This is a genomic window from Pseudomonas sp. B19125 (genome assembly GCF_044218855.1).
GTDB classification, from domain to species: Bacteria; Pseudomonadota; Gammaproteobacteria; order Pseudomonadales; family Pseudomonadaceae; genus Aquipseudomonas; species Aquipseudomonas edaphica.
The window spans coordinates 2,081,561-2,108,266 of the sequence record NZ_CP162589.1; the positions used below are offsets into that span (position 1 = coordinate 2,081,561).

A 26,706-nucleotide genomic window follows, 5' to 3' on the forward strand; every position below is an offset into this window, starting at 1 on the left:
AACGCGCCTCCCTGAATAACTACAAAATTGGAGAAGAACCATGGCTGAAGCAAAAGTACTGAGTGGTGCCGGCCTGCGTGGCCAGGTGGCCGGGCAGACCGCACTGTCTACCGTCGGCCAGGCCGGTGCCGGCTTGACCTATCGCGGCTATGACGTGCGTGAACTGGCCGCCGATGCGCAATTTGAAGAGGTCGCCTACCTGCTGCTCTACGGCGAGTTGCCGAGCAAAACCGAATTGGCTGCCTACAGCGCCAAACTCAGCAAACTGCGCGACCTGCCGCAAGCGCTTAAAGAAGTGCTGGAACGCATTCCTGCCGACGCCCACCCTATGGACGTGATGCGCACCGGTTGCTCGTTCCTGGGCAATATCGAACCCGAGAAAGACTTCAGCGCGCAGCACGATGTCACCGACCGCCTGCTCGCCGCTTTCCCGGCAATCATGTGCTACTGGTATCGCTTCAGCCACGACGGCAAAAAGATTGACTGCGTGACCGACGAGCCAAGCATCGGCGGCCACTTCCTGCACCTGCTGCATGGCAAGAAGCCCAGCGCGTTGCATGAAAAAGTCATGAACGTGTCGCTGATCCTCTACGCCGAGCACGAATTCAACGCCTCAACCTTCACCGCCCGCGTGTGTGCTTCAACCCTGTCCGACCTGTATTCCTGCGTGACTGCCGCCATCGGCTCGCTGCGCGGTCCGTTGCATGGCGGCGCCAACGAAGCCGCGATGGAGATGATCGAGCGTTTCGGTTCGGCCGAAGAAGCCGTCGAAGGCACCCTCGGCATGCTGGCGCGCAAAGACAAGATCATGGGCTTTGGCCACGCGATCTACAAAGACAGCGACCCGCGTAATGAAGTGATCAAGGGCTGGGCGAAACAACTCGCGGATGAGGTCGGCGACAAAGTGTTGTTCCCGGTCTCCGAAGCCATCGACAAGACCATGTGGGAACAGAAAAAGCTGTTCCCCAATGCTGACTTCTACCATGCCTCGGCGTACCACTTCATGGGCATCCCGACCAAGCTGTTCACGCCGATCTTCGTGTGCTCACGGCTGACCGGCTGGGCTGCGCATGTGTTCGAGCAGCGCGCCAACAACCGCATCATCCGTCCAAGCGCCGAGTACATCGGCGTTGAGCAGCGCAAGTTCGTGCCAATCGAACGTCGCTGAGTGGCATGAACCAGGCACATTGGCCTATGTGCTTTTCTGTGGGAGCTGGCTTGCCTGCGATCGCATCACCCTGGTGTACCTGTCACACCGCAGTGATGCCATCGCAGGCAAGCCAGCTCCCACAGAGAGCCAGGCCAGTGTCGACAGTTCGCCTTGTGAACCTACCGTGACCGAGTCCTGACGATGAACACTGAATTTCGCAAACCGCTGCCCGGCAGCCGCCTGGATTTCTTCGACGCCCGCGCGGCTGTCGAGGCAATCGCGCCCGGCGCCTATGCCACCTTGCCGTACACCTCGCGCGTGCTCGCCGAAAACCTGGTACGCCGCTGCGACCCGGCCACCCTCAACGCTTCCCTGAGCCAACTGATCGAACGCAAACGCGACCTCGACTTCCCTTGGTTCCCGGCACGTGTGGTGTGCCATGACATCCTCGGCCAGACCGCGTTGGTGGATCTTGCTGGCCTGCGCGATGCGATCGCCCTGCAAGGCGGTGACCCGGCGCAGGTCAACCCGGTGGTGCCGACCCAACTGATCGTCGACCACTCCCTGGCCGTGGAAGCCGGTGGTTTTGACCCGGACGCATTCGAGAAAAACCGCGCCATCGAAGACCGTCGCAACGAAGACCGTTTTCACTTTATCGAGTGGACCAAAAAGGCCTTCAAGAACGTCGACGTGATCCCGCCGGGCAACGGCATCATGCACCAGATCAACCTGGAGAAAATGTCCCCGGTGATTCAGGTGCGTGACGGTGTGGCCTTCCCCGATACCTGCGTCGGCACCGACAGCCACACCCCGCACGTGGATGCCCTGGGCGTGATCGCCATCGGCGTCGGTGGCCTTGAAGCCGAGAGCGTGATGCTCGGCCGCGCCTCGTGGATGCGCCTGCCGGAAAGTGTCGGCGTGGAGCTGACGGGCAAGCTGCAACCGGGTATCACCGCCACCGACATGGTGCTGGCGCTGACCGAGTTCCTGCGTAAACAGAAAGTCGTGGGTGCGTGGCTGGAGTTCTTCGGCGAGGGTGCTTCGGCACTCACACTGGGCGACCGCGCGACCATCTCCAACATGGCCCCGGAATACGGCGCTACCGCCGCGATGTTCTACATCGACCAGCAAACCATCGCCTACCTGAAACTCACTGGCCGCGAAGACGAACAAGTCACGTTGGTCGAGCAATACGCCCGCCACACCGGCCTGTGGGCCGATGACCTCAAGGGCGCGCAATACGAGCGCGGCTTGACCTTCGACCTGTCCAGCGTCGTGCGTAACATGGCCGGCCCGAGCAACCCGCATGCGCGTGTTGCCACCAGCGATCTGGCGTCCCAAGGCATCTCCGGTCAGTGGGATGATGTGCCGGGGCAAATGCCCGACGGCGCGGTGATCATCGCCGCCATTACCAGTTGCACCAACACCAGCAACCCGCGCAACGTGATTGCCGCAGGCTTGCTGGCACGTAACGCCAACCAGCTGGGGCTGACGCGCAAACCGTGGGTCAAATCCTCGCTGGCGCCGGGCTCGAAAACCGTGGCCATGTACCTGGAAGAAGCCGGCCTTGGCCATGAGCTGGAAAAACTCGGCTTCGGCGTGGTGGCCTTTGCCTGCACCACTTGCAATGGCATGTCCGGCGCACTCGACCCGGTGATCCAGCAAGAAATCATCGACCGCGACCTGTACGCCACTGCCGTGCTGTCGGGTAACCGCAACTTCGACGGACGTATTCACCCGTATGCCAAGCAAGCGTTCCTGGCTTCGCCGCCGTTGGTGGTGGCTTATGCGATTGCCGGTACCATCCGCTTCGACATCGAAAAGGATGTGCTGGGCCTGGATGCCGACGGCAAGGAAATCCGCCTGAAAGACATCTGGCCAAGCGACGAAGAAATCGACGCTGTGGTCAAGGCGTCGGTCAAACCGGAGCAGTTCCGCGCCGTCTACATCCCGATGTTCGCGATCCACGAAGACACTGGCCCCAAAGTCGCGCCGCTGTACGACTGGCGCCCGCAGAGTACCTATATCCGTCGCCCACCGTACTGGGAAGGTGCGCTGGCGGGTGCGCGGCCGCTCAAGGGCATGCGCCCGCTGGCGGTACTGCCGGACAACATCACCACCGACCACCTGTCGCCGTCCAATGCGATCATGCTCGACAGCGCCGCCGGCGAATACCTGGCGAAAATGGGCCTGCCGGAAGTCGACTTCAACTCTTACGCGACTCACCGTGGCGACCACTTGACCGCGCAGCGCGCGACCTTTGCCAACCCGAAACTGTTCAACGAAATGGTCGTGGAAAACGGCAAGGTCAAGCAGGGTTCCCTGGCGCGTATCGAGCCCGAAGGCCAGGTCACGCGGATGTGGGAAGCCATCGAAACCTACATGGAGCGCAAGCAGCCGCTGATCATTATCGCCGGCGCCGACTACGGCCAGGGCTCGTCCCGCGACTGGGCGGCCAAGGGCGTACGCCTGGCCGGTGTGGAGGCGATTGCCGCCGAAGGGTTCGAGCGCATCCACCGTACCAACCTGGTGGGCATGGGCGTGTTGCCGCTGGAATTTTTGCCGGGCACCGACCGCCACACACTGAAGATCGACGGCAGCGAAACCTATGACGTGGTCGGCCAACGCACCCCGCTTGCGCAACTGACGCTGGTGATCAACCGCAAGAATGGCGAACGTGTCGAAGTGCCGGTGACGTGCCGCCTGGACACCGCCGAAGAAGTGTCGATCTACGAGGCGGGCGGCGTGTTGCAACGTTTTGCCCAGGACTTCCTGGAATCGGCGGCGACGGCTTAAGGGGATAACCATGGCACACGCAGCGCAAATCAAGATCCCCGCCACCTACATGCGTGGCGGCACCAGCAAGGGCGTGTTTTTCAGCCTCAAGGACCTGCCCGAGTCGGCGCAGGTGCCGGGTGCTGCTCGCGATGCCTTGCTGTTGCGGGTCATCGGCAGCCCCGATCCCTACGACAAGCAAATCGACGGCATGGGCGGTGCAACCTCCAGCACCAGCAAAAGCGTGATCCTGGCCAAAAGTACCCGGGCCGATCACGACGTGGATTACCTGTTTGGCCAGGTCTCCATCGACAAGCCGTTTGTCGACTGGAGCGGCAACTGCGGCAACCTGTCGGCGGCGGTGGGTTCGTTTGCCATCAGCGCTGGCCTGGTTGACCCGGCCCGCGTGCCGCATAACGGTGTAGCGGTGGTGCGGGTGTGGCAGGCCAATATCGGCAAGACCATCATCGCTCACGTGCCGATCACCGACGGCGCGGTACAGGAAACCGGCGACTTTGAGCTCGACGGCGTGACCTTCCCGGCTGCCGAAGTGCAGCTGGAGTTCATGGACCCGGCAGCGGAAGAAGAGGGCGGCGGTGGCTCGATGTTTCCCACCGGCAACCTGATCGACGACCTGGAAGTACCGGGTGTCGGCACCTTCAAGGCGACGCTGATCAACGCCGGTATCCCGACGATTTTCATCAACGCCCAAGACCTCGGCTACACCGGCACCGAGCTGCAAGGCGCGATCAACAGCGACCCGAAGGCCCTGGCAATGTTCGAGACCGTGCGGGCCTATGGCGCGTTGCGCATGGGCCTGATCCAACATCTGGACGAAGCCGCCCAGCGCCAGCACACGCCGAAGGTCGCGTTTGTGGCAAAACCTTTGGATTACGTGGCCTCCAGTGGCAAGGCAATCAAGGCCGGTGATGTGGATTTGCTGGTGCGCGCACTGTCCATGGGCAAGTTGCACCACGCGATGATGGGCACGGCGGCGGTGGCGATTGGCACGGCGGCGGCGATTTCCGGCACCCTGGTCAACCTCGCGGCCGGTGGTGTCGAGCGCAACGCGGTGCGGTTCGGGCACCCGTCCGGCACCTTGCGCGTCGGTGCCGAAGCCACCCAGGTGAACGGCGAATGGGTGGTGAAAAAAGCCATCATGAGCCGCAGCGCACGGGTGTTGATGGAAGGCTTCGTGCGCGTGCCCGGCGACGCGTTCTAACCCTTGCGGGAGCTGGCTTGTGTGGGAGCTGGCTTGCCTGCGATGGCATCACCTCTGTGTTTCAGATGAACCGAGGTGATGCCATCGCGGGCAAGCCCGGCTCCCACAGGTGATTCTCTATTTCAAGGCAGACACCCAAGATCTGCTTTCCAATAACCGTAAGCCCGAGGACTAACCCCAACCCACTTTGGAGTACTGCCATGAGCGCCAACGTCGACCAGAATAACCGCCCCGACTACGACCAGGTCCTGCAGGACATTGCCGACTACGTCCTCAATTACCGCATCGATTCCCGCGACGCGTTGGACACTGCACGCAATTGCCTGATGGACACCCTCGGTTGCGGCCTGCTGGCCCTGCGCTTCCCCGAGTGCACCAAGCACCTGGGGCCGCTCGTCGAGGGCACCGTCGTGCCGTTCGGCGCGCGTGTGCCGGGCACTTCATTGCGTCTGGACCCGGTCAAAGCCGCCTGGGACATCGGCTGCATCGTGCGCTGGCTCGACTACAACGACACTTGGCTCGCCGCCGAATGGGGCCACCCTTCGGATAACCTCGGCGGCATCCTCGCCGTGGCCGATCACCTGTCGCAAAAACGCGTGGCCAACGGCGATGCGCCACTGACCGTGCGTGCGGTGCTGGAAGCGATGATCATGGCCCACGAAATCCAGGGCGTGATTGCCCTGGAAAATTCCTTCAACCGCGTCGGCCTCGACCATGTGTTACTGGTGAAAGTCGCCTCCACGGCGGTCACCGCCAAGCTGATGGGCGCCAACCGTGAACAGCTGCTGTCGGCGTTGTCCCACGCGTTTGTCGATGGACAGGCGCTGCGCACCTATCGCCATGCGCCGAATGCCGGCTCGCGCAAATCCTGGGCGGCCGGGGATGCATCGAGCCGTGGCGTACGCCTGGCGGATATCGCGCTGCGCGGCGAGATGGGCATCCCCGGTGTGCTGAGCGCGCCGCAATGGGGTTTTTATGACGTGCTGTTCAGCCACACCAATAAAGACCTGGCGCTTAAGCCTGAGGACAAGCGCGCGTTCAGCCTGTCCCAGCCTTATGGCACCTATGTGATGGAAAACGTGCTGTTCAAGATCAGCTTCCCGGCCGAGTTCCACGCGCAAACAGCCTGTGAAGCGGCCGTGACCTTGCACCCGTTGGTCAAGGATCGTCTGCATGAAATCGAACGCATTGTGATCACCACCCACGAGTCGGCGATTCGCATCATTTCCAAGGTCGGGAAACTGGCCAACGCTGCCGACCGCGACCACTGCCTGCAGTACATGACTGCGGTGCCGTTGGCGTTCGGTAATCTGGTGGCCGAGCAGTACGAGGATGAATTCCACGCGGCGCACCCGATCATCGATGAGCTGCGCGAAAAGATGGAGGTCGTTGAGGACTTGCGCTACAGCCGCGAATACCTGGAGGCCGACAAGCGCTCTATCGCCAATGCCGTGCAGGTGTTTTTCAAGGATGGCACCCACACTGAGCAGGTCGCGGTGGAATACCCGATTGGGCATCGCCGCCGTCGGGTGGATGGCATTCCATTGCTGGAGGACAAGTTTAAAGCCAACCTGGCCACGCGGTTTACCGCGCAGCGCAGTGGCGAGATTTTTGCGTTGTGCAAGGATCAGGCGCGGCTTGAGGCTACGCCGGCGAATCGGTTTGTGGACCTGTTTGTGATCTGACAAACACCAAAAAGCTAACGGGGGAGCTAGCTTGTGTGGGAGCTGGCTTGCCTGCGATAGCATCACCTCGGTACTTCAGAAACACCGAGTCGCCTGCATCGCAGGCAAGCCAGCTCCCACAAAAGCCAGCTCCCACAAAAAGCCCGCTCCCACTTGGTCCATTACATACTGCCTTCCACATCATCCAGGCTGAATGTCTCGGTATGGTCGTCATAGGAGAAAATCTCCGCATAACGCCCCCACGCCACCACGCTTTCCAGGGTTTTCTCCACAAAGGCTTCGGTCATCGAGTCTTCCAGCTCCTGCTCAAAACGCACCCGTGGCGCACGGTGCCCGCTGCGCTCAAGCAACACTTGATGAATCCGCGCGGCCAGGGGCACGTGTTTGATCAAGTGCTCGGCGAACAGGGTTTTGCGCTCTTGCGTGCCGTAGTCGGCGAACAGCTTGCCGGCCTCGGTGAGGGTGATGTCCGCGCCCTTGAGTTCAGCGAAACCCAAATGCTCGAGCATCTCGGCCACCGGGAACAGGTCATCGACTTCCAGCAAGCGCCGTTCGGCCACGGTCGGCAAGCCGGCGTGGCCGTTGTAAGGCTCGGCGGCCAGGGTTTCGATCAGGCCGGCCATCAGGTTGGTGGATACCTCCGGCAGCAGGCTGCCCATTTTCAGCTCGGGTATTCCACGGCTGGCATCGGCGCTGCGTCGGTCGGTCATCAGTGCGTAGATGTCGTCGACCATTTGCCGGAACGTCGGGTCCAGGCGGTTGCGCGGGTGCGCGAACGGCACCTTGATCTCGGCCACCACGCGGCCGGGGTTGGATGACAGCACCAGAATACGGTCGCACATCAGCACCGCTTCTTCGATGTTGTGGGTCACGATCAGGATCGACTTGATCGGCAGCTGTTTGCCGCTCCAAAGGTCGAGCAAGTCAGTGCGCAACGTCTCGGCGGTGAGCACGTCAAGGGCCGAGAAGGGCTCGTCCATCAGCAACAGCGTCGGGTTGACCACCAGGCCACGGGCAAACCCCACGCGCTGGCGCATGCCGCCGGAGAGTTCGCGCGGGTAAGCGTTTTCAAACCCGTCGAGGCCGATCAAGTCGATGGCGGCCAAGGCGCGCCGGCGGGTTTCCTTGCGCTCGACTTGCAAGGCTTGCAGGCCGGCTTCGACGTTTTCCAGCACGGTAAGCCAGGGGAACAGGGCAAAGGTCTGGAACACCATGGCCACACCTTCGGCCGGGCCGTTGAGCGGCGCGCCGTTGTAGCGGACTTCGCCGGAGGATGGCTGGATCAGCCCGGCGATGATGCGCAGCAAGGTGGATTTACCCGAGCCGGAACGGCCAAGCATGCCGACGATCTCACCTTCGTGCAGGCTCAGGTCGACGCCGCTGAGCACTTGCAGCTCGTCTTTACCTTTACCGAACACCCGGTTGACGTTTTTCAGCGAGTAGATTTGCGGGGTATCGGCAGTGTTTTCGGTGTAGGTAGTCATCACGGCGAATCCCATCAATTCAGACGAAGTTTGTTTTCAGCGATGGCGTACATCGGCCGCCAGACTGCGCGGTTGAACGCCACCACGAAGATCGACATCACCACCACGCCCAGGGCAATTTTCGGGAAGTCGCCGGCCGCGGTGGTTTGCGCGATGTAGGCGCCCAGCCCATGGGCGACCACATTGTCCTGGCCCCAGGACACGTACTCGGACACGATGCTGGCGTTCCAGGCACCGCCCGAGGCGGTAATGGCGCCGGTGACGTAATAGGGGAAGATCCCCGGCAGCATCACCTTGCGCCACCACAGCCAGCCACGGATGCGGAAGTTGGCGGCGGCTTCCTTGAAGTCATTGGGGAAGGCACTGGCGCCGGCAATCACGTTGAACAGGATGTACCACTGGGTGCCCAGCACGATCAGCGGGCTCAGCCAGATATCCGGGTTGAGGTTGTAGTGCAGGATCACGATCACAAACACCGGGAACAGCAGGTTCGCCGGGAAAGCCGCGAGAAACTGTGCCAGCGGCTGGATTTTTTCCGCCAGTGCAGGGCGCAAGCCGATCATTACGCCTAAAGGCACCCAGATCAGCGAGGCGATCAGAATCAGCCCGGCCACGCGTAGCAAGGTGATCAGGCCCAGTACAAACACGTGGCCGACTTCGGCGAAGGTCACTTCGGTGCCGACGTATTGCACGATGTGGTACAGCGCATACGCGGCCAGCAACGCAATCAACGTGCCCCACACCCAGTCGATCACTTTTGACGCCGCCGGTGTTTCTGCCGGCAACGCCTTGAGCGCACCGCCCGCCAGGCTGAAGCGTTTGTTGCCGATCCGGCTGAAGGTGCGGGTAATAGGGCGCAGACTGCGTTGCACGATGCGCGTGCGCTGGATCAGGTTCAGCAGCCAGGATTGTGGCGCAGCGCCCTGGGACGCAGTGGTTTCCATGCGGAACTTGTCAGCCCAGGCCACCAGCGGGCGGAACAGCAACTGGTCGTACAGCAGGATCACCACAATCATCGCCAAAATCACGTAACCCACGGCGTGCAGGTCTTTCTGGGCGATCGCCAAGGCCAGGTACGAACCTACGCCCGGCAGGGTGATGGTCTTGTCGCCGACGGTGATGGCTTCGGAGGCGACCACGAAGAACCAGCCGCCGGACATGCTCATCATCATGTTCCACACCAGCCCCGGCATGGCGAACGGCACATCGAGCTTCCAGAACTTCTGCCAGCCGGAAAGCCGCAGGTTGGTCGACACCTCTACCAAATCGTGGGGCAGCATGCGCAGCGACTGATAGAAGCTGAACGTCATGTTCCAGGCCTGGCTGGTGAAGATCGCAAAGATCGCCGCGAGCTCGGCGCCGAGCACGCGCCCAGGGAACAGCAGCAGAAAGAACGTCACCGTGAATGAGATGTAGCCGAGCACTGGCACCGATTGCAGGATATCGAGCACCGGCACCAGCAGCTTTTCAGCACGTCGGCTTTTGGCGGCCAGGGTGCCGTACAGCAGGGTAAAAACCAGCGCCGCGACCATGGCCGCGAGCATGCGCATCGTGGTGCGCATCGCGTATTCCGGCAGGTTGGCCGGGTCGAGGGAAATGACTTCACTTTGCAACGTGGCGATAGGCGCCCAGGTTTCCCGCGCGGTAAGGGAGAAAAACAGCAGAAAGCCGATCACCAGCGGCAGCGCGACCAGGTCCCAGCGGTTGGGCAGTAAGCGCAGGGTGGATGCCGGCAGGTAATCGCGGAACACTTTGTTCATAGGCATTCAGTCCTGCAGCGTTCAGGTTCAGGGGCGTAATGGGAGTGAGCTTAGCTGCTGCACGAATGACCCACCGAGGAGGACGGGCGCTGTTTTCGTGAGTCAGGGGCAACGATGCATTGCTGGCGGGATTGTACGTTTCTGAATGTTACAAGCACATAAATTTGCTGTCAGTTTCCTGTACGAACTGCGGCTTGGGCACCGGTTTTGCCTGCGTTGATCAACCTTCAGGAAAAGACTGATTGAGCTGCCGACATAATTAGCTACCCACACATCCTGTATCCCGGGAACCGCTTTCAGATAAATGCCAATCAATGGGTCAGATCACTTGCCGCAGCAAGTCTCTGCCAACCCACAACTCAGCACTGTCTGGATTTGAGAAAGCACCCTATGAATAGCGTAAATACCCGGCCACAAACGAACTACCCAACGGGCTACGAGGCGTCGCAATATTCGCAGCCCCTTCGTCAGAAAAACATGGCCGATACCTCAACGGGTGTCGACACACAGGGCGATGCTGCAGCTCCTCGGCCGCCCGTGACGGCAGAGCAACGCGGTCAGTTTTCGAGCCACAACACCCTCGTTAACCAGCCGCAATTGCATAAGGTCGGCCCACAGGCTGAGACCCTGGAGTTGTTGGGTAAAAATAACCAGCTCCTGATCGACTTCAAGGCGTTTATCACCGAGTGCCAGGAGAAAATCGTCAATCTTAAAAACGATATTGTCGAACTGCGTGAGCAACTGAGTGCTCCATGCAAAGACACCGACGAGGCCCCCGTAGAACTGCCTCAAACACCTCAAGAGTCGGTTAAGCAGGTTGTTCAAGACGCTCGGACAACTGAAGTTGCCCAGGATCAAGAGCTTGAGGAGGCGCTCAAGCTAAATACGCAGTTGCGCGATGATATCGGCGAGCTCATGCAGCGGATGAAAGAGGCCTTTGAAGCGTTGGGCAAGGAGCTTAAAAGTATGACTGAGCAGGTCAAGACGATGACCAAACCTGAAACCCAGGCGCCAACGGCGCCAGCGGATAAGTCCATTATGACCACCAGCGATGAGCCGGCAGATCCGACCAACGAGTCACCCACGCAGGCACTGCCCACCGCTGATCAATTCAGGGTGGACAACGCTAATATCGAAGCGGGTATTGCTGAGATGAAGTCCTACTACAGCACACAAATTTCATTGCTTGAGGAACAGGTTCAAGTGTTGAAAAAGCACCTTGATGAGGCGAAGCAGTAAGGCTTGGCTTCACTTCGGCAAGCGTGGGTCTCCAGCGCCCACGCTTGGCCGACTCGCGTACTTTAGCCCTCAAACCGCAGGATCACCCGGCGGTTATGCTTGCTCTTCTTCTCGATTTTTTCGCAGAACACCCGGCCGATTTCTTCGGTATTGATCACGTGGGTGCCACCGCACGGCTGGATATCGATCCCGGCGATTTCTATTACCCGCACCGAGCCCTGGATGACCGGTGGCGCCACCGCCTGGGTGCGGGTGATCTGCAGCAGGGTCGAGTATTCCGAGGCGGGCATCGACAGGGTCTTCACGGCATGGGCTTGTTCGATCAAGGCATTAAGGTCGCGGGTGATGCTGTCCTTGTCGAGGGTCATTTCCGGTAAATCGAAATCCAGGCGGCCTTTGTCTGCGCTGATGCTGCAGCCGGTGACGGGCGCATCAATGATCGAGCACAGCAGGTGCAGGCAGGTGTGCATCTTCATGTGCTGGTAGCGCCGTTCCCAATCCAGGCCGGCATCCACCTGCACGCCCGCCGTCAATTGCTCGGGGCAGTGTTCAACCTGGTGCCAGATGATCGAGCGCAACACCGGGTCGCGCACGGTGCCGGTCACGTTGACCCGCGTGCCGTCGGCCAGGGTCAGGTGCCCGGTGTCGCCCGGTTGCCCACCGCCGGTGGGGTAGAACAGCGTGTGTTCCAGGGCAATGCCTTGTTCACTGACGGCAATCACCCGGGCGCTGAAGGCGTTCTGGTAGGGCGCGCTGTCAAACAGCGCCAGGGTTTCCATGGTATGCACGGACATGTTCAACCTCCGACGATCAGTGGGCTGGCTTGCAGCAGGTGACGCACCATTGCGCTCAAGCCAGGCGGGGAGAGCAGGGTGATCTCAAATTCGGGGCCACAGACTTTCAGGTTCAGCGGCAAGCGTGGCAGATGGTCGCCGGTATCCAGGCGACGCAGACGAAACTGCAAATGATGGCGCTCCTTCACCGTGGGCTCCAGCAGCAGCCCCTGCAAAGGGTGAAAGTCGGCATCCAGCACCGTGACCTTGTGGCTGGCGCTGACTTCGCCGACCACGTGCAAACGCTCATCCAGCGCGAAAGCCCCCAGGTAATTGCTGTGATCCGATTCGGCATTCTTTTGTAATTGGATCTGGTTGACCACCTTGACCTTGGTGCCCGCCGGCACATCCTGGGTGATCACACACGAAGGGCTGATAAAAACGTTGTCGCCAATCAGCACATAGCCCAGCACACGGGCGCCGGAGCCTACCTCGACGTTATTGCCCAGGCGCGGGTGGCGTTTGCCGTCCGGGTTGTTGGCAATGCCTCGGGCCCCGAGGGTCACGCCGCAGAGGATGTAGCAATCATTACCGATCTCGCAGGTTTCGCCGATCACGGTGCCGAAGCCGTGATCCAGCACAAAGCGCCGGCCAATGCGGGCTGCGGGGTGGATTTCGGCGCCGGAGAGGATTTTGCCCTGGTTGCTGAGCTTGAGAGCCATGCGTGAAAACACACCGTTGGCCGGGTCGGGAAAATTCCACACCAAGTGTGCCAACCGGTAGAACAGCACCGCCTTGAACGACGCGTAGGATTCCAGGATCAGTTCGCCACGCCCACGGGACGCAGGGTCGCGATAGGCATAGGCAATCAAGTCCTCTGCCACGGCCTGGGCGGCATTCTGGATCAATGGCGCCAAATGCGGCTCCAACTGCTTCATCTGCGCAGGCGTCAGGGTCTGGATGAGGTGAGTGAGCAACTCATCGTGCAGCTGTTGCATGTCGATAAAGCCCCCCATGGAGGCACCCCCACAGTCTGGATGGTTGAAAAACCGATTATTCGAAATTGGGCAGGTAGCTATCGGCATTGTCGTAGACCATGGTCAACACCACCGTTTCAGGCGGGAGTTCGGGAGCGAGTTGGGCAATGGCAACCATGTTGGCGGCCGAAGACAAACCCAAGCTGATGGCGTCGGTGCGCATGATGCGTTTCATCATGTCGAGGCACGCCAGGCGTGAGACCTTGAGCATGCCGTCCAGTACACCCACGTTAAGAATGCTCGGGATCAAGCCGATCGACAGGCCCTGAATATGGTGCGGCGCGTGCTGGTCCTTGAGCAGGTCGCACTCCTCCGGTTCCACACCCATGATGCGCATCGCGGGCCAGGCTGCCTTGAGGGTTTCGCCGATGCCGGTGATATGGCCACCGGTGCCGATGCCGCTGACGAAGTAGTCCACCCGCTGCTCGCCGAACGCGCGGAGGATTTCCGGTGCGGTGGTGTCGCGGTGAGTCTGCGGGTTGGCGCCATTACGCTGCTGGTTGAGCATCACGAAGTTGGGGTTTTCCAACTGCAGTTCCATGCACTTTTCGCCGTGGGAGTTGTTGCCCAGACGGCTGTCCGACAGCACCACCTTGGCGCCGTATAAACGCAGCAGTTTCTGTTTTTCGGGGCTGTAGTTGTCAGGGATCACCAGCACCACTTTGTAGCCCAGCACATTGCCGGCCATCACCAGGCCAATGCCGGTATTGCCGCCGCTGGGCTCGATGATGGTTTGCCCGCAGTTGCGAATCAGCACGCCTCGGCGTTCTGCGTCGAGGATCATGCCCAGGGCAATACGCGCCTTGTGGCTGCCGCCAGGGTTGAGGGATTCGAGCTTGGCGTAGACCTCGATGCCGAGGTCTTCGGAAAACTGCGCCAGGCGCACGATCGGCGTATGGCCGATCACGTCGAGAATGGAGTTATGCAACATCGCTCAGCCCCCGGATCAGTACAAAGGCATGTCGGGTTCGACGTCGCGAACCCAATGTTTCATGCCGCCCTGCAGGACTTTGGTATTGGCGAAGCCGGCGGCCAGCAGGGTGCCGGCCGCTTGCTCGGCGCGGGTTCCGGCGTAGCAGATCAGGTAATGGGTATTGTCGCGGCTGAGGCTGTCCAACTGCCCATCCAGTTCGGCCAGGGGGATATGCACCACGCCCGGCAATTTGCACACCTCCAGCTCGCTGGCGTCGCGCACATCCAGCAGCACGTCGGCGCTGCGTGGGTGTTCGAGCAGTTGCTTGAGCACGCGTGGTTTGATGTAGCGCTCCTCGGCCAACGCGGGCTGGCTCGGGAGGGCGTCCGCGCAAACGGCTGGCGCGACGCTTTCGCTGTGGCGCAGGTCTGAGCAGCATGGGCAGTCGGCACGGCGTTTGAAGCGGATCTCGCTGAACTTCATGGCCAGCGCGTCGAAGCGCATCAGGCGGCCCGACAGCGGTTCGCCGATGCCGATGAGTAATTTAATCGCTTCGGTGGCCTGGATCATCCCGACCACACCCGGCAGCACACCGATCACGCCCCCGGCGCTGCAATTGGGTGCCAACTCGGCCGGCGGTGCTGAAGGAAACAGGCAGCGGTAGCACGGCCCGCCTTTGTAGTTGAGCACGCTGATCTGCCCATCGAAGCGGTAGATGGCGCCGTACACCAGTGGCTTGCCCAATTGCACGCAGGCATCGTTGACCAGGTAGCGGGTGTCGAAATTGTCAGTGCCGTCGATCACCAGGTCATAGGCGCCGACCAGCTCCAACGCATTGTCGGCGTTGAGTGCAGTGTCGTGGGCGTTGATCTGGATATGGCTGTTGAGGTCTTGCAGCCGCCGCTTGGCCGACTCGACCTTGGGCATGCCCAGGGTGCTGTTGCCGTGCACGATCTGGCGTTGCAGGTTGCTGCTCTCGACCACGTCGAAATCCACCAGGCCCAGGGTGCCGATGCCGGCTGCCGCGAGGTACAGGCTGATGGGCGAACCCAGGCCGCCGGTACCGATGATCAGTACCTTGGCTTTTTTCAGGTTCAACTGGCCTTCCCGGCCGACGCCGGGCAGGGTGATGTGGCGTACGTAGCGCTGCACTTCTTCGTTGCTCAGTTGGTCGACGTCCATGCCACCGGAGGTGGCCAGCAGCACTTCGATTTTGGCTTTTTCCGGCAACTGCTCATCGGCGCCGATCAGTTCTTCCTCGGCGGTGAACAGGAAGTGTTCCTTGAGCTGGTTGTTCTTTTCATGAAACAGGTGCGTGCGCAGCTGTGGGTGGCTGCTGCAGAGGCTTTCAATGACTTCGCGCAATGTCGATCCAGTGCCCTCAAGGGTCGATTCCGGCAGCTTGGCCACGCGAACCAGAATATCGGGGAAAGAGACAGCGTTCATGGACAACTCCGTGTGCAGGTCGTTGAAGGGTTTAAGGGCGAATTGCTTGCCATCCCAGGCAAACAGCTTTGAGCCCAGGGCCTGGCCCTGGCGCACGTCCACCACCAGGTAGCTGACGGGGTGGATCGGCTCACCCAGGAACAGTGCCTTGTCCTGGTCTTCATCACTGAAATAGGCGCCGACGTCCGGGTGGGAGTGGTAGATCACCACCACCGGGTTGTCGCTGCGAAACGCCTTGTTCATCAGCAGGGTGTCGGCCACCGAAAAGGTATAGCCATTGGCCGCGCTGCGCGGGTACATCTCGGGGTTCTTGTGGTGCAGCTCATTCTGGATATTGTTGCCCAGGTACACACTGCCATCGGCGAAGACAAAACCGCAGCATTCTTCCGGGTAGCTGCGGCTGGCATGGGCATAGATCTGTTCCAGAGCGGTGGGGCGGAGGACTTCCATGTTTCTCTCGCGTTGTTGTAGTTGTGGTTTAAGGGTCAATTTTTCTTGGCCAGGAGTTTTTCAACTGGCAACTTGGTGATCGCAAAGCCGGCCAGCAGGATGGCCGAGTACAGCATCAGGTCACGGGAAATTTCCACGCCCTCGTACCAGGCGCCGATGATCACCGCGAACACCGGGAAGATGATGAACACGAATGACAAAATGATCGGGCTCAAACGTTTGAGCAACATGAAGTACACGATAAACCCGCCCACCGACGCGACCAATCCCAAGTAGAACAAGGCACTCCATGAACGCAGGGTGATGTTTTCGAACGTCGGTGTTTCAAACCACAGGCCGGCCACGAACAGCATCAACCCGGCGATGCCGATGGGCAATGTGTTGTAGGTAATCACGCTGATGGCGCTGCCTTTTTGCTTGGTGATGACGTAGCACAAGGCATGCATGATCGCGGCGGTCAGAATTGCCAGCACGCCGAAGAATTCGGCGTGGTCCAGGTGCAGGCCCTGGCTCTTGATGATCATGTAGAGGCTGCCGAAACCGATGCCGATGCCGACCACCTGGGAAAAGTAGATGCGCTCGCGCAAAAACAGCGCGGAAAAAATCAGGATGAACACCGGCATGCAGCTGAACAGCAGCGCGGTGAGGCCGGACGACACGTGCATCTCGCCGTAGTTGAGCAAGTAATAGGGAACGCTGAAGTATGACAGGGTCACAAATACGAAGAACCAGCGGCTTTCGCGCGGGAACAGGATCGGCTCGCGGCGCACCAGGGCAAAACACAGGAACAGCGGGAATGCGATCAGAAAGCGCAGCCCGGCGGACGTCAGCGGCGGCACGCTTTCGACGGCGATCTTGATGCCCAGCCAGGTGGTGCCCCAACTCAGGCACACGATGAGAAACATCACGCTGGTGACCAGACCGGCCAACCACTGTTTCTGATTTTTTGTTTTTGTAGTGTTTTCAAGAACGGCGGACATTGGCATCGTTTATTGCTTCCCTGAGCCGGAATTGAACTCTATATTGACTGTGTATTAAGTTGTTTCATCCGGTGATTGAACCCGTAAAAGCACACTATTAGGGCGAATGATGGCTGTCAAAACAAATATTGACATGGTGTCAATTATGCGTGAGGGGTTGTCCAGCGGTCAGGGCGTCAAGTACAAACGCCTGTCCGATGTGATGGAGCGGGGCATCCTTGAAGGCTTGATTGAGCCGGGGCGCAAACTGCCGCCCCATCGGGTTCTTTCCGATAACCTTGGCGTGACCATCGGCACCATCAGCCGAGCCTACGGCGAGCTGGAACGCCTGGGGTTAGTGGTGGCGCGTGTCGGTGACGGCACCTTCGTGCGCAAGCGTGGGATGGAGCGCCAGCGTGATGAAGGCTTTCGTAACGTCAGCGAAGAGCCGCGCCAGTACTTCGACATGAGCCGCAACATGCACATTCCCGGGCAAGAAACGGTGTTTCTGGCCCAGAGCTTCCAAACCTTGTCGACCAACGCCAAATTCCTTCAGGACATCAGCGCCTATACGCCGGATGCCGGTTTGCCGCGCTACCGCGAGGCCGGTGCGCAATGGCTGGTGCAGCGCGATTTTCATCCGATTCCCGAGCAGGTCATCTGCGTCAACGGCGGCCAGCATGGCCTGCTCTGCGCCATGATGGCGTTGCTGCGGGCGGGGGATACGGTGGTCACTGAGCAACTGACTTACCCAGGGCTTATCACCGCCGCACGTATGCTCGGTGTACGGCTGATCGGCCTGGAGATGGATGACGAAGGCGTGCTGCCGGGTGCGCTGGATGAAGTCTGTCGTAATCACCGGGTTTCGGCGCTCTACTGCACCCCGACGATCCAGAACCCGACCACGGCCGTGCTGTCGGTCGCACGCCGGGAAGCGCTGGCCAAGGTGTGCCGCGAGCATAATCTGTTGATTCTGGAAGACGAAGCCCACGGCGTGTTAGTGGAAGATCGCCCGCCACCGCTGAGCTTTTTCGCGCCCGAGCGTACGATTTTGATCAGCAGCCTGAGCAAGGCGGTGTCTGCCGGGCTGCGGGTGGGGTATGTGCATGCGCCACCGGCATTGGTCAGCCGGATTTCGGCGGCCTTGCGCTCGACCTGCTGGATGGCTACGCCGGTGACGCTGGAGCTGGCGACGCAATGGATCGAAAACGGCACGGCGGAATACCTGCTGCGCCAGCAAATCAACGAAATCAGCCGGCGCAAGGCTCTGGTGCGTGATCTGCTGGTGGGGCTGGAATACCGCACTCACCTCAACAGCCCGCACTTCTGGATTGAAGTGCCGGAGCCCTGGCGTGCGTCGGAAATCGAGGCGGAGCTCAAGCAGAATAATTACCTGATCGCCACCGCTGAGGCATTTGCCGTAGGGCAGACGGCGGTGCCGCAGTTTATTCGGGCGAGTATTTGTAATACGTCAGGCGATGATCAGTTGCTGCGTGAGGGCTTTGATGCGCTGGCCACCGCGCTGGGGCAGGGCGGTGACAGGTTTCAGCTGTAGGCAGGTTTACCGCGTTATCGTTCATCGCAGGCAAGCCAGCTCCCACATTTGGAATGCATTCCCCTGTGGGAGCTGGCTTGCTGGGGCCAGTTCAGGTCTCCACCAGAATCTCCCCCATTTGGAATGCATTCCCTTGTGGGAGCTGGCTTGCCTGCGATGGCGCCCGTGCAGGCACCCACTATTTGAAGCGGCGCTCCACACCTTTTTCCACCAGAATCTTCGCCGAAATCTCTTCCACCGAAAAATGCGTGGAATTGATGTGCGCAATATTCTCGCGACGGAATAGATTTTCCACTTCGCGCACCTCGAACTCGCACTGGGCATAGCTGGAGTAGCGGCTGTTGGGCTTGCGCTCGTTGCGGATGGCGGTAAGACGGTCCGGGTCGATGGTGAGGCCGAACAGCTTGTGCGAATGCGCACGCAGGGCGGCAGGCAGCGTCAGGTGCTCCATGTCGTCTTCGGTGAGCGGGTAGTTGGCTGCGCGGATACCGAATTGCATGGCCATGTACAGGCAGGTCGGGGTCTTGCCGCAGCGAGACACGCCCACCAGGATCAGGTCAGCCTTGTCATAGTAGTGGGTGCGGGCGCCGTCATCGTTGTCGAGGGCGAAGTTCACCGCCTCGATACGCTCCATATAGTTGGAGTTGTGGCCAATGGAATGGGACTTGCCCACGGAGTAGGAGGAATGTTCACTCAGCTCCTGTTCCAATGGCGCCAGGAACGTAGAGAAGATGTCGATCATGAAACCATTGGAGGTTGCCAGGATCTCACGAATGTCTTGATTGACGATGGTGTCGAAAATGATCGGGCGAAAACCGTCTTTTTCAGCCGCCAGATTGATTTGTTGTACCATGGCCCGCGCTTTATCCACGCTGTCTATATAAGGCCGCGTGAATTTGGCGAAGGTAATGTTTTCGAACTGCGCGAGCAGGCTCTGACCCAATGTTTCGGCTGTGATGCCGGTGCCGTCGGAGATAAAGAAAGCAGATCGTTTCATTTGAGCCCTGGGCCTTAAGCTGATGGCGAATCTTGGATATGATAGGCGCGATTTTGCCGTCCCGCAGTGGGCCGCATTCTCACTTATTTTCCAGGTCCAGGCCACAAGCGCTGGCGTTTGCTCCTACTGAGCCGCCGGCGTCCTGAGCTTTTCCAACACAGAAAGTGGAGAGATCACCTTGGTAGAGTACGTAGTTTCCCTCGATAAGCTCGGCGTCCATGATGTAGAGCATGTGGGGGGCAAGAACGCATCCCTCGGCGAGATGATCAGTAATCTTGCAGGCGCTGGTGTGTCGGTGCCCGGTGGTTTCGCCACCACGGCCCAGGCTTACCGCGATTTCCTCGAGCTGAGCGGCCTCAACGCCCAGATCCACGCCGCGCTGGACGCCTTGGACGTCGATGACGTCAATGCCCTGGCGAAAACCGGCAGCCAGATCCGCCAATGGATCATGGACGCCGAGTTCCCCGAGAAGCTCAACGAAGAAATCCGTACCGCCTTCGCAGTACTGTCGGCCGGCAACCCGGACATGGCAGTTGCCGTGCGCTCCTCGGCCACCGCCGAAGACTTGCCGGACGCCTCTTTTGCTGGCCAGCAGGAAACTTTCCTGAACATCCGCGGCGTTGAAAACGTGATCCGCGCCGCCAAGGAAGTGTTTGCCTCGCTGTTCAATGACCGCGCTATTTCCTACCGCGTACACCAGGGTTTCGACCACAAGCTGGTGGCCTTGTCTGCCGGTGTGCAGCGCATGGTGCGTTCGGAAACCGGCACCGCCGGCGTGATGTTCACCCTGGACACCGAATCCGGTTTCCGTGACGTGGTGTTTATCACCGGCGCCTACGGCCTGGGCGAAACCGTCGTACAAGGCGCGGTTAACCCGGACGAGTTCTACGTCCACAAACACACCCTTGAGGCCGGCCGCCCGGCCATCTTGCGCCGCAACCTGGGCAGCAAGGCCATCAAGATGATCTACGGCGACGAGGCCAAGGCCGGTCGCTCGGTGAAAACCGTTGAAGTCGACAAGGCCGAGCGCGCGCGTTTCTGCCTGACCGACGCTGAAGTCAGCGAATTGGCCAAACAAGCGATGATCATCGAAAAGCACTACAAGTGCCCGATGGACATCGAGTGGGCCAAGGACGGTGATGACGGCAAGCTGTACATCGTGCAAGCGCGTCCGGAAACCGTGAAGAGCCGCACTTCGGCCAATGTGATGGAACGCTACCTGTTGAAAGAAACCGGCACTGTGCTGGTGGAAGGCCGTGCCATTGGCCAGCGCATCGGCGCCGGCAAAGTGCGGATCATCAAGGACGTGTCTGAAATGGACAAAGTCCAGCCCGGTGACGTGCTGGTCTCCGACATGACCGACCCGGACTGGGAACCAGTGATGAAGCGCGCCAGCGCCATCGTCACCAACCGTGGCGGGCGTACCTGCCACGCGGCGATCATTGCCCGTGAGTTGGGGATTCCCGCAGTCGTCGGTTGCGGCAACGCCACCCAACTGTTGAAAGACGGCCAGGGTGTGACCGTGTCCTGTGCCGAAGGCGACACTGGCTTCATCTTTGAAGGTGAACTGGGCTTCGATATCAAGCAAAACTCCATCGATGCGATGCCGGACCTGCCGTTCAAGATCATGATGAACGTCGGCAACCCCGACCGTGCGTTCGATTTCGCGCAGTTGCCGAACGCCGGTGTGGGCTTGGCCCGCCTCGAGTTCATCATCAACCGCATGATCGGCGTACACCCTAAGGCGCTGTTGAATTACGACGGCCTGCCGCTGGAAATCAAGGAAAGCGTCGACAAGCGCATCGCCGGCTACAACGATCCAGTGGGTTTCTACGTCGAGAAGCTGGTGGAAGGCATCAGCACCCTGGCGGCGGCGTTCTACCCGAAAAAGGTCATCGTGCGCCTGTCGGACTTCAAGTCCAACGAGTACGCCAACCTGATCGGCGGCAAGCTCTACGAGCCCGAAGAAGAAAACCCGATGCTGGGCTTTCGTGGCGCTTCGCGTTACATCAGCGAAGCCTTCCGTGACTGCTTCGAACTCGAATGCCGTGCCCTCAAGCGCGTGCGCAACGAGATGGGCCTGACCAACGTCGAGATCATGGTGCCGTTTGTACGGACCCTGGGCGAAGCGAGCCAAGTCGTCGACCTGCTGGCTGAAAACGGCTTGTCCCGCGGCGAGAATGGCCTGCGCGTGATCATGATGTGCGAACTGCCGTCCAACGCCATCCTGGCCGAGGAGTTCCTGGAGTTCTTCGACGGCTTCTCCATCGGGTCCAACGACCTGACCCAGTTGACCCTGGGCCTGGACCGTGACTCGGGGATCATCGCGCACCTGTTTGATGAGCGTAACCCTGCGGTCAAGAAGCTGCTGGCCAACGCCATTCAGGCCTGCAACAAGGCCGGCAAGTACATCGGTATCTGCGGCCAAGGCCCTTCCGACCACCCGGACCTGGCCAAATGGCTGATGGAACAGGGTATCGAGAGCGTCTCGCTGAACCCCGACTCCGTGCTGGAAACCTGGTTCTTCCTGGCGGAAGGCCAAGCGTCCGCTTAAGGGCGTGACGTCAAAAGTGCCGGTCACCCAGCCTGGGTGACCGGCATTCTTATCTGTACAGGGCGGAATTCCATCCGGACGCCGCCCTTTTTTGTGCAAGAGCATTATGCAAAGCAGCAGCAACCTATTTCCCGTCGCCTTGATCAGCGCTGAACGTCGTGGCGACCTGAGTGAAGATGTGTACCGCCTCAAACCCGGCAACAGCCCCGACGGCACCGTTGAGCTGGCTGTGACCCGTTTGGGCCTGGCAGATGTCCCGGAAAACCGGGGCACGCCGGTAATTTTATTGCACGGCAGTTTTTCCAATCGGCGCTTCTGGTATTCGCCCAAAGGTATCGGCCTGGGCGCTTACCTGGCGCGCCAGGGGTTTGATGTGTGGATCCCGGAAATGCGCGGCCATGGCCTGTCCAAGCGCAATCAGGATTACGCCAGAAACCGCGTCGCCGATTATGCGCGTTACGATTTGCCGGCGATCGGCGCGTTTGTCCGTGAGCAAAGCGCACAAATCCCGCACTGGATCGGCCACTCCCTGGGCGGCACTGCCTTGGCAGCGGCTTTGGGCGGTCAGCACCTTGGCGCGCCAGCCGTGGCGTCGGTAGCCCTGTTTGGCTGCCAGGTCAGCCGCACCCACTGGCCGTTGAAGATTCCGCCGCTGGAGTGGACCGGCCGTTTGCTCTTGAAACGCTTTGGTGAAGTATCCGGTGTACGGCTCAAACGCGGCCCCGAGGACGAGCCGGCGGGCGTGATGATCGAAGCCATGCGCTGGAACGGCCTGTTCGGTCGTTTTGGCGATGGCAAGCAGGACTGGTGGAAAGGCCTGGCCGATGTCGACGTGCCGCTGCTGGCGGTCAGCGCTGCTGGCGATCAACAGGACCCGGACTGGGCTTGTCGCAAGTTGTTCGAACAAGTTGGCTCTGAACACCGCCAATACCTGTGCCTGGGGCGCAAGCAAGGCTTCAGCGGGGATTTCGGGCACGTCGAGATGCTGGTCAGCAAGGCCGCGCAGGCCGAAGTGTGGCCGTTGATGGCGCAATGGTTGAAAGATCCACTGACACCTTTATTCGCAGCAGAGCCCCAAGTAGCTGCAACGGTTTAGCATAACCGCTCTGCCAAGGGCGTTTCACTCCAGAGAGGTTGCGGCTAAGATATGACGCGTCAAACGCTTCTGGTCATATTCAGTCGCGCAGTCGCTATTGCGTTGCGATGGCGTGGGTCTGATCATGGCCGCCGCTGAGGGGTGAGCGCTTAAACTTCAGCCGTTGTGACGCGTTTTTCTGATGTACACCGTGGGATGTTCGACCTCTTCCTTGATGACAGGAGTTTCCCGATGATTCATTACGTGACGCCCGATCTGTGCGACGCCTACCCGGAGCTGGTGCAGGTAGTTGAGCCGATGTTCAGTAATTTCGGTGGCCGAGACTCCTTTGGCGGTGAAATCGTCACCATCAAGTGCTTCGAAGACAATTCGCTGGTCAAGGAACAGGCCGACCAACCAGGCGCCGGCAAAGTGCTGGTGGTCGATGGCGGCGGTTCCCTGCGTCGCGCGCTGCTGGGCGACATGATCGCCGAGAAAGCTGCAAAAAATGGTTGGGAAGGGTTGGTGATCTACGGTTGCGTGCGTGATGTCGACGTCCTCGCCCAGACAGACCTGGGTGTGCAGGCGTTGGCGCCTCACCCCATGAAGACCGACAAGCGCGGCATTGGCGACCTGAACGTGGTGGTGACGTTTGCCGGCGTGACATTCCGCCCTGGTGAGTACGTCTACGCCGACAATAATGGCGTGATCGTTTCGCCAAGCCCGCTGAAAATGCCTGAATAAACCGCAGTAGCCGAAAGGGGTGAGGATGTTCGAGGAAGAAAACGCGCAATGGGGGCTGGTGCATGCCCTGGTGCTGGACGGTAAAGGCGGTGCGCGTTCGATTGCCCGGACTGAGCTCGATGATTTGCAGCTGCAGCCTCAGGAAAGCCTGTGGCTGCATTGGGATCGCAGCCATCCACAAACCCAGACCTGGTTGCGTAAATCCAGCGGTTTGAGCGAATTTGCCTGCGACTTGTTGCTGGAGGAAAACACCCGACCGCGCCTGTTGCCGCTGCCGGACAGCGAATTGCTGTTGTTTCTGCGCGGAGTCAACCTCAACCCTGGCGCCGAGCCGGAAGACATGGTCTCGGTGCGTATTTTCGCGGCAGCCAGTCGCGTGATTTCCCTGCGCTTGCGCCCATTGCGGGCTACCGATGAGCTACTGGTGCAACTGGCTGAGGGCAAAGGGCCAAAAACCGCTTCTGAACTCATCCTTTATATGGCGCAGTACCTGACCCATAAAGTGCAGGATCTGGTCACCGACCTGTCCGAAGTCGTCGATTTAGAGGAAGAAAAACTCGATGCCGACGAACGGTATACCCCGGAGCACGGCAACGTCTTGCAGATCCGTCGACGGGCTGCCGGATTGAAGCGTTTCCTGGCGCCGCAGCGGGATATTTTTGCGCAGCTGACGCGGATCAAATTAGCGTGGTTTTGTGATGACGATGCTGACTACTGGAACGAATTGAACAACAGCCTGACCCGCTACCTGGAAGAGCTCGAACTGACCCGGGAGCGCGTGGGGCTGGTACTTGAGGCCGAAGACCGGCGCTTGAGCGTACGCATGAATCGCACCATGTACCGCTTCGGGATCATCACCGGGATCTTCCTGCCGATGAGTTTTCTGACCGGTTTGCTGGGTATAAATGTGGGCGGGATTCCGTTCTCTGCCAGCCCCTATGGATTCGTGATTGCCTGCTTGTTGATGGTCTCGGTAGCACTGGGGCAATGGTGGCTATTTCGACGATTGCGCTGGGTTTGACCTGAATATGACCTGAACACAGGCAGGGGCACATGTGACCCAAAGAATTTAACCCTCGTCTTTTAACTCACTTGCGAGAGGTCTTTATGCACGATCCGTTCGAACAGTCTTTGCGTGACATGCTCAATGCGTCGCCATCCAACCGTGATGACGATGCATGCCTGGGCCGCGTGTTGAAAACCGCCAACCGTCAGGTAGGGGCGGGTGACCTGTTCGGTCTGCTGGGTCGTTGGTTGCCGGCGTTGATGATGGCCCTGAACAATGGTTCGGCCCACGTATCGCCGGTTTCGCGTCGTAAACCTCTTGCTCGCACTGCTGATAAGGCTGATTGAATATGGAACTTGATCTCTGGACCCAGAGCCTGGTCACCGCGATGACCGCATTGTGGACCAAGGTGGCGAATTTCATTCCCAACCTGTTTGGTGCTCTGGTTTTGGTGTTGCTGGGCTTTGTCGTGGCCAAGTTGCTCGACACCCTGCTGTCCAAATTGCTCGCAAAGTTGGGGCTGGATCGCTTGATGGCGGGCACCGGCCTGACCAAGCTGCTGGGCCGTGCAGGGCTGCAAGTGCCGATCTCAACCCTCATCGGTAAGATCGTTTATTGGTTCGTTCTGCTTATTTTTCTGGTTTCTGCGGCTCAATCCCTTGGACTTGAGCGAGTTTCAGCTACGCTCGACATGCTGGCGCTGTATTTGCCGAAGGTTTTCGGCGGCGCGCTGGTGTTGCTGGTAGGTGTTTTACTGGCGCAACTGGCCAACGGGCTGGTGCGCGGTGCTGCTGAAGGCGTGGGGTTGGACTATGCTGCGGGCCTGGGGCGAATTGCCCAGGGGCTGGTGATCATCATCAGTATTTCCGTCGCGATCAGCCAGCTGGAGGTCAAAACTGACCTTCTAAACCACGTGATTGTGATTGTTTTGATTACCGTTGGTCTGGCAGTTGCGCTGGCCATGGGTTTGGGAAGCCGGGAAATTGCCGGTCAGATTCTTGCGGGAATCTATGTGCGTGAGCTGTATCAGGTTGGGCAACAGGTGCGTGTGGGCGAGGTCGAAGGGCAAATCGAGGAGATCGGCACGGTCAAGACGACGGTGCTGACCGATGACGGTGAGCTGGTATCGCTGTCCAATCGGATTCTCCTCGAGCAGCAGGTCAGTAGCCGCTAACCCGGCAAATCCTGCTAATGTACGCCGCCGCAAACCCGGGAGACCGGGCTGTAGCGGACATTGACCTGACTGTCGGCACGACTTGTTTTGAATAAAGCCCAAACGCTGTCCACGCGCTATGACCCCCGTGAGCTCTCTGATGAGGAGTTGGTCGCGCGCTCGCACACGGAGCTGTTTCACGTAACACGCGCGTACGAAGAATTGATGCGCAGGTATCAACGCACTCTGTTCAACGTTTGTTCAAGGTATTTAGGGAACGATAGAGATGCGGATGATGTCTGTCAGGAAGTGATGCTCAAGGTGCTGTACGGCCTGAAGAACTTCGAGGGCAAATCGAAGTTCAAGACATGGCTCTATAGCATCACGTACAACGAGTGCATCACGCAGTATCGTAAGGAACGGCGAAAGCGTCGCTTGATGGACGCTTTAAGTCTGGACCCCCTTGAGGAAGCGTCTGAAGAAAAGGCGCCGGTACCCGAGGAAAAGGCCGGACTTGATCGCTGGTTGGTGCATGTGAATCCGATTGACCGGGAAATTCTGGTGCTACGATTTGTCGCAGAGCTGGAGTTTCAGGAAATTGCTGACATCATGCACATGGGTTTGAGTGCTACAAAAATGCGTTACAAGCGTGCTCTTGATAAATTACGTGAGAAATTTGCGGGCGAGACTGAAACTTAGTGCGTGGCAAATATCTCTTACGTGTAGGCA

21 protein-coding genes are annotated in these 26,706 nt (G+C 59.7%); 13 read left to right on the forward strand and 8 right to left on the reverse strand.

From position 1 onward, the window contains the following. The first annotated feature begins 40 nt into the window (after nt 1-40). From prpC to prpD, 4 genes are all read left to right on the forward strand, one after another. Nucleotides 41-1,168, forward strand: a complete 1,128-nt coding sequence (gene prpC / locus AB4P96_RS09635; protein ID WP_099548790.1) for a 2-methylcitrate synthase — start codon at nt 41-43, stop codon at nt 1,166-1,168. Between the two features lie 183 nt (nt 1,169-1,351). Then, the gene (gene acnD / locus AB4P96_RS09640) at nt 1,352-3,946 is read left to right on the forward strand and encodes a Fe/S-dependent 2-methylisocitrate dehydratase AcnD (RefSeq protein WP_395600716.1); all 2,595 of its coding nucleotides are present in this window, start codon (nt 1,352-1,354) and stop codon (nt 3,944-3,946) included. Nucleotides 3,947-3,956: 10 nt separating this feature from the next. Then, a complete protein-coding gene (gene prpF / locus AB4P96_RS09645; protein WP_395600717.1) occupies nt 3,957-5,147 on the forward strand; it encodes a 2-methylaconitate cis-trans isomerase PrpF in 1,191 nt (396 codons plus the stop codon). Nucleotides 5,148-5,347: 200 nt separating this feature from the next. Beyond that, on the forward strand, nt 5,348-6,832 hold the full coding sequence (prpD, locus tag AB4P96_RS09650; RefSeq protein ID WP_395600718.1) for a 2-methylcitrate dehydratase: 1,485 nt from the start codon (nt 5,348-5,350) through the stop codon (nt 6,830-6,832). 161 nt (nt 6,833-6,993) lie between these two features. Here the strand turns inward: prpD and AB4P96_RS09655 are convergent, their stop codons facing one another. Both AB4P96_RS09655 and AB4P96_RS09660 read right to left on the reverse strand, forming a co-directional pair. Next, the gene (locus AB4P96_RS09655) at nt 6,994-8,316 is read right to left on the reverse strand and encodes an AAA-associated domain-containing protein (protein WP_138449325.1); all 1,323 of its coding nucleotides are present in this window, start codon (nt 8,314-8,316) and stop codon (nt 6,994-6,996) included. A gap of 14 nt (nt 8,317-8,330) precedes the next feature. Beyond that, nucleotides 8,331-10,076, reverse strand: a complete 1,746-nt coding sequence (locus AB4P96_RS09660; protein WP_099548794.1) for an ABC transporter permease subunit — start codon at nt 10,074-10,076, stop codon at nt 8,331-8,333. Nucleotides 10,077-10,466: 390 nt separating this feature from the next. Between AB4P96_RS09660 and AB4P96_RS09665 the strand changes: the two genes are divergently transcribed. Continuing rightward, complete coding sequence (locus tag AB4P96_RS09665; RefSeq protein ID WP_395600719.1) at nt 10,467-11,315, forward strand: hypothetical protein; 849 nt, start codon at nt 10,467-10,469, stop codon at nt 11,313-11,315. Between the two features lie 62 nt (nt 11,316-11,377). Here AB4P96_RS09665 and AB4P96_RS09670 read toward each other — a convergent pair whose 3' ends face one another. From AB4P96_RS09670 to AB4P96_RS09690, 5 genes are read right to left on the reverse strand one after another with little or no spacing between them, the layout of a single operon-like run. Further along, the gene (locus AB4P96_RS09670; protein ID WP_017134750.1) at nt 11,378-12,109 is read right to left on the reverse strand and encodes an alanyl-tRNA editing protein; all 732 of its coding nucleotides are present in this window, start codon (nt 12,107-12,109) and stop codon (nt 11,378-11,380) included. A 2-nt stretch (nt 12,110-12,111) separates the two neighbouring features. Beyond that, nucleotides 12,112-13,104, reverse strand: coding sequence for a serine O-acetyltransferase (locus tag AB4P96_RS09675; RefSeq protein WP_017134751.1), 993 nt, complete (start codon nt 13,102-13,104; stop codon nt 12,112-12,114). A 37-nt stretch (nt 13,105-13,141) separates the two neighbouring features. Further along, nucleotides 13,142-14,056 carry a PLP-dependent cysteine synthase family protein gene (locus AB4P96_RS09680; RefSeq protein WP_017134752.1) on the reverse strand — a complete coding sequence of 305 codons (915 nt, stop codon included), beginning with the start codon at nt 14,054-14,056 and terminating at the stop codon, nt 13,142-13,144. Between the two features lie 15 nt (nt 14,057-14,071). After that, the gene (gene moeB, locus AB4P96_RS09685) at nt 14,072-15,934 is read right to left on the reverse strand and encodes a molybdopterin-synthase adenylyltransferase MoeB (RefSeq protein WP_099548797.1); all 1,863 of its coding nucleotides are present in this window, start codon (nt 15,932-15,934) and stop codon (nt 14,072-14,074) included. 35 nt (nt 15,935-15,969) lie between these two features. After that, nucleotides 15,970-16,863 carry a DMT family transporter gene (locus tag AB4P96_RS09690; protein ID WP_017134754.1) on the reverse strand — a complete coding sequence of 298 codons (894 nt, stop codon included), beginning with the start codon at nt 16,861-16,863 and terminating at the stop codon, nt 15,970-15,972. Between the two features lie 160 nt (nt 16,864-17,023). Here AB4P96_RS09690 and AB4P96_RS09695 point away from each other — a divergent pair, with 160 nt between their 5' ends. Next, nucleotides 17,024-18,448 (forward strand): PLP-dependent aminotransferase family protein, encoded by a 1,425-nt coding sequence (locus AB4P96_RS09695; protein ID WP_099548997.1) that lies wholly within the window; start codon nt 17,024-17,026, stop codon nt 18,446-18,448. A gap of 178 nt (nt 18,449-18,626) precedes the next feature. On the opposite strand, the gene AB4P96_RS09700 is transcribed toward AB4P96_RS09695, so the two are convergent. Continuing rightward, entirely contained in the window at nt 18,627-19,445 is an 819-nt protein-coding gene (locus AB4P96_RS09700) for a pyruvate, water dikinase regulatory protein (protein WP_003193298.1), read from the reverse strand. Nucleotides 19,446-19,623: 178 nt separating this feature from the next. Here AB4P96_RS09700 and ppsA point away from each other — a divergent pair, with 178 nt between their 5' ends. The 7 genes from ppsA to sigX all read left to right on the forward strand — a co-directional run bounded on the left by ppsA (nt 19,624) and on the right by sigX (nt 26,676). Then, complete coding sequence (ppsA, locus tag AB4P96_RS09705; protein WP_017134756.1) at nt 19,624-21,999, forward strand: phosphoenolpyruvate synthase; 2,376 nt, start codon at nt 19,624-19,626, stop codon at nt 21,997-21,999. A 106-nt stretch (nt 22,000-22,105) separates the two neighbouring features. Further along, on the forward strand, nt 22,106-23,095 hold the full coding sequence (locus tag AB4P96_RS09710; protein ID WP_017134757.1) for an alpha/beta fold hydrolase: 990 nt from the start codon (nt 22,106-22,108) through the stop codon (nt 23,093-23,095). 234 nt (nt 23,096-23,329) lie between these two features. Beyond that, nucleotides 23,330-23,818, forward strand: coding sequence for a ribonuclease E activity regulator RraA (rraA, locus tag AB4P96_RS09715; protein ID WP_169985266.1), 489 nt, complete (start codon nt 23,330-23,332; stop codon nt 23,816-23,818). Between the two features lie 25 nt (nt 23,819-23,843). Further along, the gene (locus AB4P96_RS09720; RefSeq protein WP_099548798.1) at nt 23,844-24,839 is read left to right on the forward strand and encodes a zinc transporter ZntB; all 996 of its coding nucleotides are present in this window, start codon (nt 23,844-23,846) and stop codon (nt 24,837-24,839) included. A gap of 86 nt (nt 24,840-24,925) precedes the next feature. Further along, nucleotides 24,926-25,171: a hypothetical protein gene (locus AB4P96_RS09725; RefSeq protein WP_005790375.1), complete on the forward strand. Its 246-nt coding sequence runs from the start codon at nt 24,926-24,928 to the stop codon at nt 25,169-25,171. Between the two features lie 2 nt (nt 25,172-25,173). Continuing rightward, nucleotides 25,174-25,998 (forward strand): mechanosensitive ion channel domain-containing protein, encoded by an 825-nt coding sequence (locus AB4P96_RS09730; protein ID WP_003193288.1) that lies wholly within the window; start codon nt 25,174-25,176, stop codon nt 25,996-25,998. An 87-nt stretch (nt 25,999-26,085) separates the two neighbouring features. Continuing rightward, a complete protein-coding gene (gene sigX / locus AB4P96_RS09735) occupies nt 26,086-26,676 on the forward strand; it encodes an RNA polymerase sigma factor SigX (protein WP_017134760.1) in 591 nt (196 codons plus the stop codon). Nucleotides 26,677-26,706 lie beyond the last annotated feature (30 nt).